At 29.4% G+C, this 15122-nt stretch carries 17 protein-coding genes; 4 read left to right on the top strand and 13 right to left on the bottom strand.

Annotated elements, in window-relative coordinates:
• Positions 1-8 precede the first annotated feature (8 nt).
• The gene (gene pssA / locus CQA75_RS02345) at positions 9-731 is read left to right on the top strand and encodes a CDP-diacylglycerol--serine O-phosphatidyltransferase (protein ID WP_137623452.1); all 723 of its coding nucleotides are present in this window, start codon (positions 9-11) and stop codon (positions 729-731) included.
• Here the strand turns inward: pssA and CQA75_RS02340 are convergent.
• Positions 728-1525: a ferritin-like domain-containing protein gene (locus CQA75_RS02340; protein ID WP_137623451.1), complete on the bottom strand. Its 798-nt coding sequence runs from the start codon at positions 1523-1525 to the stop codon at positions 728-730. The two genes, pssA and CQA75_RS02340, sit on opposite strands and share 4 nt — an antisense overlap.
• Positions 1526-1608: 83 nt before the next feature.
• On the opposite strand from CQA75_RS02340, the gene CQA75_RS02335 reads away from it, so the two are divergent.
• Together CQA75_RS02335 and CQA75_RS02330 are read left to right on the top strand one after the other, a co-directional pair.
• Positions 1609-1962 (top strand): methionine-R-sulfoxide reductase, encoded by a 354-nt coding sequence (locus CQA75_RS02335; protein ID WP_137623481.1) that lies wholly within the window; start codon positions 1609-1611, stop codon positions 1960-1962.
• 35 nt (positions 1963-1997) lie between these two features.
• A complete protein-coding gene (locus tag CQA75_RS02330; protein WP_137623480.1) occupies positions 1998-2603 on the top strand; it encodes a MarC family protein in 606 nt (201 codons plus the stop codon).
• A 3-nt stretch (positions 2604-2606) separates the two neighbouring features.
• Here CQA75_RS02330 and aat read toward each other — a convergent pair whose 3' ends face one another.
• The 12 genes from aat to CQA75_RS02270 are packed head-to-tail and all read right to left on the bottom strand — an operon-like array spanning position 2607 to position 13578.
• Positions 2607-3254, bottom strand: coding sequence for a leucyl/phenylalanyl-tRNA--protein transferase (aat, locus tag CQA75_RS02325; protein WP_137623450.1), 648 nt, complete (start codon positions 3252-3254; stop codon positions 2607-2609).
• Positions 3229-5349, bottom strand: a complete 2121-nt coding sequence (locus tag CQA75_RS02320; RefSeq protein WP_137623449.1) for an AAA family ATPase — start codon at positions 5347-5349, stop codon at positions 3229-3231. The genes aat and CQA75_RS02320 overlap by 26 nt, the downstream gene beginning before the upstream one ends.
• The gene (locus tag CQA75_RS02315) at positions 5346-5636 is read right to left on the bottom strand and encodes an ATP-dependent Clp protease adaptor ClpS (RefSeq protein WP_137623448.1); all 291 of its coding nucleotides are present in this window, start codon (positions 5634-5636) and stop codon (positions 5346-5348) included. Before CQA75_RS02315 ends, CQA75_RS02320 begins: the two co-directional genes overlap by 4 nt.
• Positions 5636-6241, bottom strand: coding sequence for a thioredoxin domain-containing protein (locus CQA75_RS02310; protein ID WP_137623447.1), 606 nt, complete (start codon positions 6239-6241; stop codon positions 5636-5638). Before CQA75_RS02310 ends, CQA75_RS02315 begins: the two co-directional genes overlap by 1 nt.
• Positions 6238-6705: an SsrA-binding protein SmpB gene (gene smpB / locus CQA75_RS02305; RefSeq protein ID WP_137623446.1), complete on the bottom strand. Its 468-nt coding sequence runs from the start codon at positions 6703-6705 to the stop codon at positions 6238-6240. Before smpB ends, CQA75_RS02310 begins: the two co-directional genes overlap by 4 nt.
• Positions 6702-7466 (bottom strand): 4-(cytidine 5'-diphospho)-2-C-methyl-D-erythritol kinase, encoded by a 765-nt coding sequence (locus tag CQA75_RS02300; protein ID WP_137623445.1) that lies wholly within the window; start codon positions 7464-7466, stop codon positions 6702-6704. The genes smpB and CQA75_RS02300 overlap by 4 nt, the downstream gene beginning before the upstream one ends.
• Entirely contained in the window at positions 7463-7690 is a 228-nt protein-coding gene (gene csrA / locus CQA75_RS02295; RefSeq protein WP_137623444.1) for a carbon storage regulator CsrA, read from the bottom strand. Before csrA ends, CQA75_RS02300 begins: the two co-directional genes overlap by 4 nt.
• On the bottom strand, positions 7684-8502 hold the full coding sequence (gene truB / locus CQA75_RS02290; protein WP_137623443.1) for a tRNA pseudouridine(55) synthase TruB: 819 nt from the start codon (positions 8500-8502) through the stop codon (positions 7684-7686). The genes csrA and truB overlap by 7 nt, the downstream gene beginning before the upstream one ends.
• Positions 8499-10541 carry an ATP-dependent helicase gene (locus tag CQA75_RS02285; protein WP_137623442.1) on the bottom strand — a complete coding sequence of 681 codons (2043 nt, stop codon included), beginning with the start codon at positions 10539-10541 and terminating at the stop codon, positions 8499-8501. Before CQA75_RS02285 ends, truB begins: the two co-directional genes overlap by 4 nt.
• Positions 10538-10975 (bottom strand): hypothetical protein, encoded by a 438-nt coding sequence (locus CQA75_RS02280; RefSeq protein ID WP_137623441.1) that lies wholly within the window; start codon positions 10973-10975, stop codon positions 10538-10540. The genes CQA75_RS02285 and CQA75_RS02280 overlap by 4 nt, the downstream gene beginning before the upstream one ends.
• A complete protein-coding gene (locus CQA75_RS02275) occupies positions 10975-12687 on the bottom strand; it encodes a M3 family oligoendopeptidase (RefSeq protein WP_137623440.1) in 1713 nt (570 codons plus the stop codon). Before CQA75_RS02275 ends, CQA75_RS02280 begins: the two co-directional genes overlap by 1 nt.
• 9 nt (positions 12688-12696) lie before the next feature.
• Complete coding sequence (locus tag CQA75_RS02270; protein ID WP_137623439.1) at positions 12697-13578, bottom strand: aspartate carbamoyltransferase catalytic subunit; 882 nt, start codon at positions 13576-13578, stop codon at positions 12697-12699.
• Between the two features lie 169 nt (positions 13579-13747).
• On the opposite strand from CQA75_RS02270, the gene metK reads away from it, so the two are divergent.
• Complete coding sequence (metK, locus tag CQA75_RS02265) at positions 13748-14947, top strand: methionine adenosyltransferase (protein ID WP_137623438.1); 1200 nt, start codon at positions 13748-13750, stop codon at positions 14945-14947.
• Positions 14948-15122 lie beyond the last annotated feature (175 nt).

Here is a 15122-nt window from a genome sequence, read left to right as displayed (position 1 = left end):
AGATTGTTATGAATAGCAATAAACCGCAATTTGTTTATATTTTACCAAACCTTTTTACCGCTGCTTCTATTTTTTTGGGTGTTATTTCTATCATTAGCTCCATACAAGGAAATTATTACAAGGCTTTAATTTATATCATTTTTTCTTTAATCTGCGACGGACTCGATGGAAGGGTAGCTAGATTAACAAAAACCACTTCAAAATTTGGAATTGAATTTGATTCTTTGGCCGATTTGGTTGCTTTTGGCGTTGCTCCTGCTATACTTTTTTACATGGTAATAGGTTCTGAATATGGAAGATATGGTTCTTTGATCGCGGCCTTTTTTGTGGTTTTTGGTGCGATACGTCTGGCAAGATTTAATGTAACAACCGGAACTTACGAGCCCTCTGTTTTCATAGGTCTTCCTATACCTACAGCAGCTGTTGTTAGTTCGATTTGGACTTATAGTTATTATCATTATGATTTTTTAAAGACCTATGGTATTGCTTTTTTAATTTTACAAGCAATTTTAGGTTTATTGATGGTAAGTAATATACGCTATCCAAGTTTTAAAAAATTAGATTTTAATCGATCTAGTGTTTTAAAAGTGTTAATTATATTAATCATTATATTTTCATTTTTGTATCTTTATCCTCTTAGAAGTTTAATCACTTTAGCGAGTTTGTATGTTCTTTATGGAATTATACGAGCTTTTTATACGATTATTTATTCTAAATTTAAAAGAAGTTAAGTGTAAAATTTAGCAATGTTTTCACATTCTTCATTGCTAAATCCAGCTTTTAATCTTGCATCTATATTAAGTTTTTTTCCAGCAAGGGAAAATTGATGAAATAAATTACAAATATCTAAAAAGCTATATTGTTCTTTATTTGAGAATTTCCACCAATAATCCCCTTTTTTTACATGGTTGATTTCGTCATTTAAAATGATGGCTAAGATTTCTTTTAATAAATTTTTTATAGGATGATTTGAACTTTCAAGTTTTGCAACCACAAAAGGATTTGCATCAAGCCCTTTTGCTTCTAAGCCACGATGAACTACACCCATTCTAAAATTTAAAGAATTTTGAGTTACTTTTAGCGCAGCTTCTAAATTATCATGTACACTAAAATCTCCATATTTAAAACCTAGTTCTTTTAATGCTGAATTTAAGAAATTAAAATGTTTAATTTCTTCTTCAGCAACTTCTAGCCAATCTTTATAAAATTGTTCTGGCAAATTTTTAAAACGATAACTTGCATCTAAAGCTAGATTGATAGCACTAAATTCAATATGTGCTATAGAATGGATTATTTTAGCTAAAGAATGGGTAGAATTTACAAATTTTGGACGTCTGATTCTTGTTGGATGAATAAGTTTTAAATTAGAATATATATTTTCCTTAAAAATGCTATTTTGATCATGATTGAAGACAATTTTTTGACTTTTAAAATTATCATAAAAATCAGAAAATTGTTTAAATTTTTCTTCAATATCTTGTTCGTATAAAATTTTTTCCAAATTAGAAAAGAATTCTTGATGCATTTTTATCCTAAATTTTTATTTTAATTATATTTAAAAAAAATAAATTTTGTTATAATTTTAATTTTTTAGATTGGAAAATGATAATGAAAACATTAAGCGAAGAAGAAAAAAGAATTATTTTACTAAAGGGCACTGAAGCCCCTTTTAGTGGAAAGTATAATGATTTTTATGAAAAAGGGATTTATCTTTGTAAGCAATGCGGTTCTAAGCTTTATAAATCAGAGGATAAATTTAAATCAGGATGTGGTTGGCCAAGTTTTGATGATGAAATTTCAGGGGCTGTAAAAAGAATCCTCGATAAAGATGGGGTGCGTACAGAAATAGTGTGTTCAAATTGCAATGCACATCTTGGGCATGTTTTTGAAGGTGAGGGTTTTACTGAGAAAAATATTAGACATTGTGTAAATTCAATTTCATTAGAATTTGTAAAAGGTTGATCGTGTTATCGAATTTAGGTTCTGAATTTTATTTAATGTTTTTTTCTAGTATAACCTTACTTGCTATTTTAAATCCATTTGGGAATTTAACTCAATTTTTATCTATGAGTGATGGTTTGCCTTTAAACCTTAGAAAAAGGTTGTTTAGATATATACTTTATACAGCACTTGTTATTATGCTTGTATTTTTATTTTTGGGTCCTTTGCTTATGCAATATATTTTTCGAATTTCATTGGATGAATTAAGGGTTTCTGGGGGATTGGTTTTAATCATCATGGCGATTAAAAATTTACTTTTTTCTACAAAAATGATTATGAAAGATTTTAGTTTTTATCAAGAAATGGATGATAAAGAAATTTTGCGTCAAAGTTTAATTCCTATGGCTTTTCCTATGCTTGTTGGGCCAGGAGCTTTGGCAAGCGTGGTTGTGATTTCTGGAGATTGTGGGATTGATATAGCTCTTGGAGGTATGGTTATAGCTTTTGTTTTTATGTTTGTTTTGTTTCATTTTGCAGCAACTATAGAAAAAATAGTTGGAAAACTTATTTTGCATATTTTCTCTCGTATCGCTCAAGTGTTTATCGCGGCTATGGGGTTTAAGATGATTGTAATAGGACTAAAGGATATTTTTCATTTATAAATTTTATTTTTTTAAATCTTTAAAATTTTCAAAGCCGCTTTCTTGACAGCATTTTTCTTCAATAATCTTTAGAAATTCTTCTCTAGGGATGTTTTTTGCACCCATAAATTCTAAGTGTTTGTTATAAATTTGACAATCTATTATGAAATTATAAGGCGATAATAGATCGCAAAGTTTTATCATTGCGATTTTTGAAACATTTTTTCTTAGACTAACCATGCTTTCTCCAAAAAAAACTTTTCCTATGATTAATCCATAAATTCCCCCTACAAATTCATCATGGTCATAGAGTTCTAAAGTATGAACATATCCTAATTGAAAAAGAGTATTGTATGCTCGGATGAAATCATTATCGATCCAGCTTTGAGAACGTGCGTTCTTACAAGAAGTGATGAGTTTTAAAAAATCATAATCAAGCTTTACTTCGTAAAGATTTAAAAATTTTTTCATATTTTTTTGTATATGAATTTCTTTAGGCTCTAATATACATCTAGGATCAGGACACCACCAAGTAACTGGATTGCTAGTCCATGGAAAAAGTCCAAAACGATAAGCTTTTAAGATAAAATCTGCTTCTAATTTTGCACTTAAAAATACAGGTGCATCTTCAGGAGCTTTTAATAATTTAGAATATAAATTCAAGCTGTCCATTTTTTTTGAGTTTGATTTTAACTATTCCGCCTTGTTTGAGTTTGCCAAAAAGAATTTCATCACTGATTTTTTCTCCAATTTCTTCGCAAATGATGCGTTTAAGTAATCTGACTCCAAATTCTTTATTATAGGCTTTTTTAGCTAAATAAATTTTAGTTTTTTCATCGGCAGTAATTTTGATATTTTTTAAATTTGCAGAAATTTCATCCAATTCTTTTTGTACAATTTTTGATAATATCTCATCATTTAAATCATTAAAATGCAATATTTTATCAATTCTATTGATAAATTCAGGAGCAAAAAAATCTTTTATAGCACGATCACTTTTTGATTCATTTTTACTTAAAAATCCCAATTCATTACTCTCTTTTAAGCCTAGATTTGATGTCATTATGATAATAGTATTTTTAAAATCTATTTTAAGTCCGCTATTGTCTGTAAGTTCGGCATTATCAAATATTTGTAAAAAGGTATTGCTTAAATCAGGGTGGGCTTTTTCTATTTCATCAAAAAGCACCAAGCTGAAAGGATTTTTTCGTATAGCATTACTTAAAAGCCCACCGTCTTCATAGCCAACATAGCCGGCAGGAGAGCCTATAAGCTTACTAAGAGAGTGTTTTTCTGCGTATTCGCTCATATCAAAACGTTCTAAATTGAGTCCTAAAAATTCTGCCAAAGTTTTACAAAGTTCTGTTTTTCCAACCCCGCTAGATCCTGTAAATAAAAAAATTCCTCTTGGAGAATTAGAATTTTTAAATCCAGCAAAACTTTGTTTTAATGTAGATACCAACCCATCAATAACTTCATCTTGTCCAAAAATTTTTGTTTTTAAATTCGTCTTTAAGTTAGCCAAAGCTTTATTATGATCAAATTCAAACATTTTATGATGTCGAGTCATTTTAGCTAAGACAAGCTCCAAATCTTTAAGCGTGATATTTTTTTTATTTTTTGGATTTAAGGCAAAAGAGGCTCCAAGTTCATCAATAAGATCTATGGCACTATCTGGTAAATACTTGTCGTTAAAAAATTTTTTACCCCAAGTGACTGCTTGTTTGAGAATTTCATCATCGAGTTTGATTTGATGAAATTTTTCATACTTTGTTTTTAATCCTTGTAAAATTTGAAAGGCTTCTTCTTGGCTTGGTTCATCTACATTGATTTTAGCAAAACGACGACTCAAAGGCTTGTTTTTATCAAAAGTATTTTTATACTCCATATAGGTGGTAGCCCCTATGCATTTTAAGTTACCATTGCTAAGCGATGGTTTTAAAAGATTTGAAAAATCAGCGTGTGATTCTCCCGTTGCTCCAGTTCCAACTATAGTGTGAATTTCATCAATGAATAAAATGGCGTTAGGCATTTTATCGAGTTCATTTAGAATTTCTTTAATACGTTTTTCAAAATCTCCGCGATATTTTGTCCCAGAAAGTAATCCGGCCATATCTAAGCTAAAAATTTGAGCATTTTGTAATTTTTTAGGAACTTTTTTTTCGACAATAGCAAGAGCAAGTCCTTCAATGATAGCTGTTTTGCCAACTCCGGCTTCGCCAACTAAAATAGGATTGTTTTTTTTGCGACGAGATAAAATTTGTAATATTCTTTCGAGTTCAAATTTTCTACCTATTAAAGGATCGATTTTTCCTTGCTTTGCTAAAAGAGTTAGATTATTTGTATAAGAATTTAAAATTTCTACTTGAGTGTGTTGTTTGAGTTCTTGTATTTTTTCTAAATTGATATCGTATTTTTTTAATAAATAATTTGATATTGTTCTTTCATCCTGTAAAATTTTTTCTAGAAAATCAATGATTTTCATTTCAGCAAAATTATCCGCTAAAATTTCATCCAAAATAATAGAATTAGTAGGTGTAACTTCTTGATTTAATATTTCATTATTTTTTGCTATATAGTTTTTAAGCTCTTCTTCAAAAATTTCTAAGTCTTTATCGGTGCATTCTTTGAAAATGGTTTTAAAATCCACGCTTAATTTAACTAGAGCAAAAATCAAATGCTCACAAGTTGTAAATTCGTGCTTATTAATAAAGCTTAAATGTCTAGCATGTTCGAGATACTTTTGTAAATTTTCTTGATATTTCATTCTTCTTCCACTTTTACTTTTAAAGGAAAATTTGCCAGTTGTGCAGCTTCAAAAACTTTTTTTTGTTTTGAAAGCGCTATTTCTTGCGTATAAATTCCGCATACTCCACTACCATTTAAATGAACTTCTAGCATAATTTTGCTTGCATTTTCAAAATTATGATGAAAAATACTCATTAAAATTTCTATAACAAAGTCCATTGTGGTTATATCGTCATTTAATAATATAACCTTAAACATTTTAGGTTCTTGGAGTTTGCTTTGTTCTAGAGTTTTAACTTTTGGCATTATTTTTCTTTATAAATTCTATTTAAATCATCTTGAATTATTTGGGTTGGAATTTTTCCAAGATAAAAATTCACAGGAGTATTGTTATTCCAATAATCGCTAAGATTTTGATAATTTCCATTTTTCATAACAACTTTAAAAGGTAGTTGCTCCATACTTTGGTAATTAATATCTTTTAAGATTTGGGCAATAATGCGATCATTTTGAGAGCTATTGCTTAAAAAATAATAAGCTCCATAGTCATTAGCAAATTTTTTTACAGCATCATCGCTAACATCTTCAAAGTGTGTTAAACCGATGATAATAAGTTTATCTGAATTATTTCTCCAAAGATTGCTAAGATTTAAAGCTTCTTCCTTACAAGGAGTGCAGAAAGTACCAAAAAAATCAATCATTAAAACCTTATTTTCCTCCCCTTTAACAACAAATCCTTTATCGGTTCGAATAAGGGTTTTAGTAGCACCACCATTGATATTTTTCAAAACGATCTTATCGCCTTTTTTATATTCTTCAAACATATAATCATTTTTCACATCTTCTTCATGAGAGCAAGCACTGAGAAAAAAAATAACACTTGCGCAAACCAGAGTTAAAATTTTTTTCATTTAATCATCCCTTTGTTGATATTTTTTAAAGCCATTCTAGCATCTAAATCAGCTTGTTTCTTTTTTAAGGTTTCACGCTTATCGTGTAAATTTTTACCCTTAACTAAAGCTAGGGTTGCTTTGACTTTATTTTTATTGTTAAAATAAAGATCCAATGCAACAAGCGTATATCCTTCAATGCTAACTTTACCAAAAAGCTTATCGATTTGTTTTCTGTGCATCAATAGCTTTCTAGCGCCTCTTTCTTCATGTTTGTAAAAAGCATGAGTCGTATTTAATAAAGCAATATGAGCGTTTAAAAGAAAAAGTTCTCCTTTGATAATACGAACAAAAGAATCTTTTAGATTAGCCCTTCTGGCACGTAAAGCCACCACTTCACTGCCTTTAAGAACAATGCCAACCTCAAAACGTTCTATAATGCTATAGTTAAATAAAGCTTTTTTATTTCTAGCGATAATTTTCACTTATCAACCTTAAAAACACTACTTCCGCTTCCACTTAAAAAATATTGATTTTCTAAATAATCTAACATTTTAGGATATAAAGATACACAAGGGGTAAATAAATCATTAAGTTCCAAGTTTTTATAGTCTTGAAGAAGTTCTTTAGTGCTTAAATTTTCATATATTTTAGCTTGTTGTAAATTGAGATTAAAATCATGTCTTTTTTTATCAAATTCTTTATAAACCTTGCTTGTATCGCAAAAGATTTGTGGAAAAGTCCAATTGAGACTCGGAATTTCATCTTCAAAAGCATTGATAATTTCTCCGCATCCGCTAACATTTGCAGAGTGAAATCCGCTTAGAAAAAAGGCAATATCACTTCCTAGTTTTGTGCTTAGATTGATTAATTCTTGAGTGGATAGTTTTAAATTTAAAGTTTCATTCGTTAAGATTAAAAAACTCGCACAATCGCTACTTCCGCCACCAAGTCCCGCACCTGTTGGTATATTTTTTATAAGTTTTAAGCTTTTATTTTTAAATAATTCTTCAAGTTGATTTTTATAGCCATAGTCGCATAATAAATGATAAGCTTTTTTGATAATATTGTCTTCACAGTGAAAATCACTAATGATTTCAAAACCTTCTTGAGTCTTCTCATCGCTTAAATAAAGTTCATCATAAAGATCTTTAAGTAATATAAAGCGAGAGCTTAAAAGATGGTATCTTCTAGTATCTAATCCAATAAGTTTTAAGAAAATATTTGCTTTAGCGTATGCTTTCATTTGATTAGTTTTTTACTTAGATCGTCTAAGCTGATATCGTTTTTAACTACAGAATGCAAGTTTTCATCTTTAATTTGAGTCATCAATTCTTTTCTTAAAATCATTAGTGATTTTGGAGCATCGATACCTATTTTTGCATAGCCTTTTCCGGTTTGAACCACTTTAATCTCTATGCCTTCACCGATAATAATACTTTCATTTTCTTTTCTTGATAATATTAACATTTTTCAACCTTATTTAAAAGATATTTTACCTTATTTTCATTAATATTAATAATGCTAAAATATTTTTCACTTTCTATATAATAATTTCCGCTATCTTGATATTTAAGATCATCCAAACTTAGCTTAGATCCGTTTTCAAGTTTGCTTAGATCACAAATGAAATTAGGTTTTAAATCAAGATATTCTAACACATTAATTTTTTTTTCGTTATTATAGACAAATTTTCCTTCTTTTATGCGCTCTAATGAACTTAAAGTGGCATTAATGCCTAATTTTTTAGCAAAAATTTCGCAATAAGATCTAATATAAGATCCTTCACTAACACTGATTTCTATGCTTAAAAAGGGATGATTATAATGTAAAATTTTGCAAGAAAAAATTTCCATTGTGCAAGATTTTAACGCAACATTTTCTCCTTTTTTTGCAAATTCATAGGCTCTTTTTCCTTCAATTTTTTTAGCGCTAAATTGAGGCGGGAAGTAATCAATCAAGCCTAAAAGTTCTTCACTGATTTTTTCAAGAGCTGATAAATTAAAAGGTTTTAAAGTCTTTATTTCTTGTATGTTTTTATTATCAAGACTTAAAGATTTTACACCAAACCATAAGGTTGCTCGATAAATTTTTGGAGTTTTTTTTAAAAATTGAAATAGTTTGGTGTATTGTCCAAAAGCGACAATTAAAACACCTTTAGCAAAAGGATCTAAAGTTCCAGAATATCCCGCTTTTTTATTATTGTATTTTTTCTTGAGTTGATTTAAAAAATGATTAGAGCTTATTTCTGCGGGTTTAAATGCGGCAAAAATTCTATTCACACTGCACCTTCTACAAAACTTGATAAAATGGTGCGTTCTATGCCGCCAAAATTGATTTTTAATCTTTCTTCCCTGCCGTTTTTAATAACACCTGTAATTCTTCCTATGCCAAAAATTTTATGTTTTACCAAATCTCCTTTTTGATAATTTGATGTATTTTTTTGAGAAATAGAATAAGGAGATTTGTTTTGGTTAAGTTTGCTTTCTTCTAAAAACCTACTAGGAAAAAGTTTAGTTCTTGATCCACGATAAAATCTTGAGTTTGAAACGCTTAAATGAAGTTGTTTTTTTGCTCTTGTTATAGCAACATAAGCAAGACGTCTTTCTTCTTCTATATCTGAATTATCTACCGGAAAAAAACCTTCTTCAAGGCCTATGATAAAAACATGATCAAATTCTAAGCCTTTGCTTGCATGGATACTCATAATATAAACACAATTACCATCCAAATTATCTTGATCACTCAAAAGCGAAATTTCATTTAAAAAATCATTTAATTTAAGATCTTCATCTTGTTTGATTTTATCATTAAGATTGGCATAAAATTCACAAATATTAGCAACTCTATCTTCTGCATCGATTTGCTCTTTATAAAAATCTTTCAATTTAATTTTTTCTTCAAACTGATCAATGAGTTGTTTTAAATTATTACATTCTAATAATTCATAGACAATGTGGATAAATTTTTGTATTTCACGATTTGTTTTTTTTGAGCTGATAATATTGGGATTGCATAATGCTTCAAAAAGAGAAATTTTTTCTTTTTTGGCATATTCTTCAAATTTTTTAACGCTGCTTTCTCCTATACCTCTTTTTGGACGATTGATAATGCGTTTTAGTGAAAAATCATCATTAGTATTAGCAAGAAAGCGTAAATAAGCGATTAAATCTTTAATTTCTAATCTTTCGTAAAAACGCATACCGCTAAGTAATTTATAAGCAATTTTTTCACGCATGAAAGCTTCTTCGATAGCGCGTGAGAGTGCATTAACTCGAAACAAAACAGCGATTTCATTTGCAGGGGTATTGTTGCTAAGCAATTCTTTGATTTTTTTACAGATACTATTGCTTTCCTTTTTTTCATCATCACTATAAAGAAGTTTTATTTCTTCTCCGTGATCTTTAGTACAAACTAAAGTTTTGCCTAATCTTTTTTTATTGTGTTCAATTAAGATATTTGCAGCATTTAAAATTGATCCTACGGAGCGATAATTTTGTTCTAGTTTTACTAATTTGACATTATCAAATTGGCTTTGAAAATTTAAAATATTTTCTATTTTAGCGCCCCTCCATCCATAAATACTTTGATCATCATCCCCTACAACGCAAATATTTTCATGAGAACTGCAAAGTTTTTTTAGAATTTTATATTGTAAAGTATTGGTATCTTGGTATTCATCAACGGTGATGTATTGATAAATATTGCTTTGAGCTTTGGCAAATTCTAAATCATTTTCCAAAATTTGATAGGGCAAAAGTAATAAATCATCAAAATCAACAAAATTGTATTTTGCTAAATAATCTTGATATTTTTGATAATATTTTATATAAGTTTTATCTGAATTTTCTATTGTTTTTAAATCTTTTAAAATTTCATCAGGATTTTTAGCGATATTTTTACAAGTGGAGATAAAATGTAAAATAGTAGAAATATTTTCTTTGGAGTTATCAACCATTTCTTTTAAAATTTTTTTTGCATCATCGCTATCTATAACAATAAAATCATTTTTTCGGTTAAGTTTTTCAATATGTATTCTTAAAAACATAAGTCCAAATTTGTGAAAAGTGCATAGGAGTGGATTAACATGATTATTAATTAAAGCCAAAGCCCTTGTTCTCATCACGCTTGCTGCTTTGTTGGTAAAGGTTAGAGTGAGGGTATTTGAGGCTGGAATTCCTACTTCTTTTATGAGGTAGGCTAGGCGAGTTGTAATGGTTTTTGTTTTGCCGCTACCAGCACCTGCTAAAATAAGCATAGCTCCATCAATATGTGAAGCTGCCTCTATTTGGCTAGAATTTAAACCTTCAAATAAGTTCATTTTTTTAAAAGATCTAAATTATTTGGGTTTTGTAGAAAAATATTTTTAGAATTTTGTAAATTCTGCTTATTTTTACGCTTATAAAGGCTAAAATTAACAAAGATAACGCTATTTTCAACTTGAATTTGAGTGATGGCTCCAAGATCAACTTTAACATAGCTGTCAAAATCATTAGGACCAAATCCAGCGTGAAATTGCAAGTATTCTTTTTCTAATTCTATAGAGCTAAAAGTATAACCACCTAAAACAAAAAGCGCATAAGGATTTTTTTTAACATCTAATTCAGGTGGTAAAACAGGATTAAAATCTATAAATTGAGTATTGGCAACTATTGAAAATTCTATGTTATTTTGGATTAAATTCTGTATAACTCGAAAACAATTATCTTGCATTAAATTGATAAAATTTTCATTTTTTAAAATAGTTTCTAGCATCACAACTCCATAAATTCATCGATCATTTGTTTAATTTCAGCCATACCAATTTCCCAAAAATTTTCATTTTCTATATCAAAACCAAACATTGATACAAGTTCTTTTGGGCTAACACTTCCTCCTAAAGAAAGCATTTTGATATAAAGCTCTTTAAAATTTTGCTTTTCTTTTCTTTTGTAAAGTCCATAAAATGCAAGTACTAAAAGTTGTGCATATGCATAAGCATAACAATAAAATGGAGTATGGATAAAATGTGGGATATAACTCCACCAAAGTGCATAATTTTTAGTTAAATCCACGCTTTCTTTAAACATTTTTTGGGATTCTTCCATCCAAATTTTAGAAATTTCTTCACTGCTTAATTCGTGCTTGTGATTATGAATACGTCTTTCAAAGCAAGTAAAATTAATTTGCCTATAAAGTGTGGCAAAAATATCTTCGATTTTTGCAGCATAAAGAGCGATGAGTTCTTCTTTTTTTAATTTATTTTTAACATAATCAAAAACTAGCATTTCTGCAAATACTGAAGCCGTTTCGGCTGTTGTTAGTGGGGTATCTTGATTTAAAAAAGATATGCTATAGGATAATTTTTGATGAATAGTATGTCCTAGCTCGTGAGCAAGTGTAAAAAGATCTCTTCTTTTGTTGGTATAATTTAACAAAATAAAAGGATGAGAATCTGGTGTAGCGGAGTGAGAAAAAGCTCCTCCTTGCTTTTTATCTTGAGGAAAAACATCAATCCATCCTTTTTCAAAGGCTTCTTTTGCTATATCTCCAAAAATAGGTGAGAAATCATAAAAAGCTTCTAAGATAATTTTTTTACTTTCTTCAAAGCTAAAATTGGTTTCTTTTCCGATTGGAGCATAACGATCGTAATCTTTTAAAGTATCATACCCTAAGATTTGTTTTTTCTTTTTATAAAAACGTTCTACAAGTGAGAAATTTTTTTGAGTTATTTTTATAAGGGAATCAACGCTTTGTTTGGAAATTTGATTTTTTAAATGTCTCGGTGTTTCTGCATCTTCATAGCCACGCAAAGTGCAAATATTTTTGAGTTCGGTTTTTACCATATTGAAAATAAAAGTAAGCAAATTTATGTTTTTATTTAAAGCTTTTGTAAATTTTTTTGCTGCTTTTTTTCTGATTTTTCTATCATGATCATAGAGTTTGCTTAAAATTTCTTCTTCGCTTAATTCTTGCTCCTCAAAAGATATTTTTAAAGAACTCATACTCTCATCAAAAAGACGACCAAAAGCACTTGCTCCGGTATTGGACATATAAAGCATCACCCGTTCTTCTTTTTGGCTTAAATTATATTTTTTATTTTTGATTAAATTTGTAAGATAAAAATGATAATCTTGGCAAAATGTTATAAATTCTTGAGTTTTATTTTCGCTAATTGTGCAAAATTCAAGCTCAAAAAATAATAAATTTTCTTCTGCTTTTTGACATTCTTGCTCATATTTAGCATAAAAAGAACCCCTAGAAGTGTCTTTTGCAAAACATAAATAAGCATAGGTCATTATTTTGGAAAGTTTTAAATTTAAATTTTCATATTCTTTAAGAGCGTTTAAAAAATGTTGCGCTGTGAGTGATTCTAACTTGTTTTCATAGTTTTTTTTAAATAATTCTGTTTCATTAATGCAGCAAGATGTGTAATTTTCTAATTCTTTTTCATTTTGAAAAAGTATACTAAGATCCCATTGAGTCATTATTTTTCCTTAGTTTTCTAAAATTAGTTTTTTTAAAACAGCCATTCTAATTGCAACACCATTTTTTACTTGCTTTAAAATCAAAGCTCTTTGATCTTTCATAACTTCATCGCTGATATCAATATTTCTATTTACAGGACCTGGGTGAAGCAAAATGAGTTTTTTATCTTTTATAAGCTTAGGGTTGATGCAAAAATCATTAGCATAATCTTTTAGAGATGCATAAACTATCTTTTCATGTCTTTCAACTTGAGTTCTTAAACTCATGATAATGTCTGCGTTTTCGATTAATTCTTCGTTTAAAAGATAAGATTTTGGCAAGGATGTATTTGGCATAAAATGTGGCGGAGCTACTAGGGTAATTTTTATACCAAAGCGACTTAAAAGTTCAATATTTGAAGAGGCAACGCGAGAATTTTTTATATCTCCAACTATTAAAATTCTTTTATTTTCAATATCTCCTTGAAAATGTTCATAAATGGTAAATAAATCAAGCAAAGCTTGAGTAGGATGAGCGTGTTTTCCATCTCCACCATTAACAACAGGACAATGAACGCATGAAGATAAAATGCGAGGTACTCCAGAATTTGCATGCCTTACAATAATAGCATGAGGATGCATTGCATCTAAATTTGCAGCAGTATCATAAAGTGTTTCGCCTTTGCTTGAACTCGATCTTGAAACATCTAAGCGCAAAACCCTTGCTCCTAATCTTCTAGCTGCACTTTCAAAAGATGAAAGGGTTCTAGTAGAGTTTTCAAAAAAAATAGTCGTAATGCTTTTTTCTTTAAGAAAGTCTCTAGGTTTTTCATCTAAAAACTCTTTAGCTTCTTGAAAAAGCTCTATAACCTCACTATTGCTAAAATCTTTTGTTGTGATAAGATGTCTCATGCTCGCCTCGCTAAAAATCAACAAAAATTTTAAAATTTTTAAGCTAAAAAATATTCTTAATTTTATCGAAATTTTTCTTAATATTTATAAATTTTATTGAATTAACACAGTGTAAATTTATTTTTAGTTATAATAAGTATGCTTTATTTTAAAATTAAAGGATTTTTTTATGTATCTATTCACTTCTGAAGTTGTAAGCGCAGGTCATCCTGATAAATGCGCTGATATAATCGCTGATACAATAGTGGATATACTCTTGAAAAATGACAAAAATTCAAGGGTGGCGAGTGAGGTTTTTGTCGCAGGAAATAAGATTGTGATTGGAGGAGAGGTAAAATCAAATCACAAACTCAGTAAATCTGATTACGATAATTTAGTTAGAGATGTTTTGAAAAATATTGGTTATGATGGAGCAGGGCATTTTAGCAAAGAACAATGCCTACATCCTGATGAAATTGATGTTATGGTATTTTTAAATGAACAAAGCCCTGATATCAATCAAGGCGTTGATCAAGAAGATGGGGAAACTGGAGCCGGAGATCAAGGTATAATGTTTGGTTTTGCAAGTTGTGAAGCCGATGAATATATGCCTGCAGCCATTTCTTACGCAAGAATGCTTTGTGATAAGGTTTATGCTTATGCAAAGGCTCATCCACACGAACTTGGGGTCGATATTAAAACTCAAGTGACTATTGATTACGACACAAAAGAGAATTTTGAAAATTGTATGCCACAAAGCATTCATACTATAGTTGTTTCAGCTCCTTGTGTGGAAAGCATGAAAATTGAAGATTTAAGATCTTTGGTGATGAAACTTATTTTAGATACGAATTTGCCAAAAGAACTTTTTAATCCGGAAAAAACAAGAATTTTAATCAATCCTACTGGAAAATATGTCAATCACTCTTCATTGCATGATAGTGGCTTAACGGGAAGAAAGCTTATTGTGGATAGTTTTGGCGGATATTCTCCAATCGGTGGAGGTGCCCAATCAAGTAAAGATTACACTAAGGTTGATCGCAGCGGACTTTATGCGGGTAGATGGCTTGCTAAAAATATTGTAGCGGCTGGACTTGCTAAAAAGTGCATTGTTCAATTAAGCTATGCTATAGGTGTTGCAAGACCAACTTCTGTAAGCGTGGATTGCATGGGGACTAATACAAGTGTGAGTGATGAGGTTTTAAGTGATTTTGTAATGGAAAATTTCTCTTTAACACCTAATTGGATACGCGATAAATTTGGTTTAGATAAGCCAAGTAAAGAAACTTTTTTATATGCTGATGTTGCAGCTAGAGGGCAAGTTGGTCAAAAGGATTATCCTTGGGAAAAACTAGATGCATTGGGGCAATTTAAAAAACTAAAAAAATAAAAGTCCTACAAAAAAGGGCTTTTATTTGCCTATTTTTTAAGTCAAATTTTTATATAATATCTTTATTTATAAATTTATTATATCTAATCTAAGGATCCTCACCATGCAAAACCCCAATTCAGCCATAGAAAGAATCAAAAATCATTTAGCTTGGATTAGGTGATAATTAATATAA

Origin of the sequence: Campylobacter taeniopygiae, from assembly GCF_005406225.1 — a bacterium.
In the GTDB taxonomy this organism is placed as follows: domain Bacteria; phylum Campylobacterota; class Campylobacteria; order Campylobacterales; family Campylobacteraceae; genus Campylobacter_D; species Campylobacter_D taeniopygiae.
Note: the sequence above shows the minus strand (reverse complement) of the source record. Positions and strands in the feature narration are given on the sequence as shown.

Excerpts from the sequence above, each read along its gene's own strand:
- pssA (WP_137623452.1), top strand. The coding sequence starts at position 9 with ATGAATAGCAATAAACCGCAATTTGTTTATATTTTACCAAACCTTTTT.
- CQA75_RS02340 (WP_137623451.1), bottom strand. The coding sequence starts at position 1,525 with ATGCATCAAGAATTCTTTTCTAATTTGGAAAAAATTTTATACGAACAA.
- CQA75_RS02335 (WP_137623481.1), top strand. The coding sequence starts at position 1,609 with ATGAAAACATTAAGCGAAGAAGAAAAAAGAATTATTTTACTAAAGGGC.
- CQA75_RS02330 (WP_137623480.1), top strand. The coding sequence starts at position 1,998 with ATGTTTTTTTCTAGTATAACCTTACTTGCTATTTTAAATCCATTTGGG.
- aat (WP_137623450.1), bottom strand. The coding sequence starts at position 3,254 with ATGGACAGCTTGAATTTATATTCTAAATTATTAAAAGCTCCTGAAGAT.
- CQA75_RS02320 (WP_137623449.1), bottom strand. The coding sequence starts at position 5,349 with ATGAAATATCAAGAAAATTTACAAAAGTATCTCGAACATGCTAGACAT.
- CQA75_RS02315 (WP_137623448.1), bottom strand. The coding sequence starts at position 5,636 with ATGCCAAAAGTTAAAACTCTAGAACAAAGCAAACTCCAAGAACCTAAA.
- CQA75_RS02310 (WP_137623447.1), bottom strand. The coding sequence starts at position 6,241 with ATGAAAAAAATTTTAACTCTGGTTTGCGCAAGTGTTATTTTTTTTCTC.
- CQA75_RS02300 (WP_137623445.1), bottom strand. The coding sequence starts at position 7,466 with ATGAAAGCATACGCTAAAGCAAATATTTTCTTAAAACTTATTGGATTA.
- csrA (WP_137623444.1), bottom strand. The coding sequence starts at position 7,690 with ATGTTAATATTATCAAGAAAAGAAAATGAAAGTATTATTATCGGTGAA.
- CQA75_RS02285 (WP_137623442.1), bottom strand. The coding sequence starts at position 10,541 with ATGAACTTATTTGAAGGTTTAAATTCTAGCCAAATAGAGGCAGCTTCA.
- CQA75_RS02280 (WP_137623441.1), bottom strand. The coding sequence starts at position 10,975 with ATGCTAGAAACTATTTTAAAAAATGAAAATTTTATCAATTTAATGCAA.
- CQA75_RS02275 (WP_137623440.1), bottom strand. The coding sequence starts at position 12,687 with ATGACTCAATGGGATCTTAGTATACTTTTTCAAAATGAAAAAGAATTA.
- CQA75_RS02270 (WP_137623439.1), bottom strand. The coding sequence starts at position 13,578 with ATGAGACATCTTATCACAACAAAAGATTTTAGCAATAGTGAGGTTATA.
- metK (WP_137623438.1), top strand. The coding sequence starts at position 13,748 with ATGTATCTATTCACTTCTGAAGTTGTAAGCGCAGGTCATCCTGATAAA.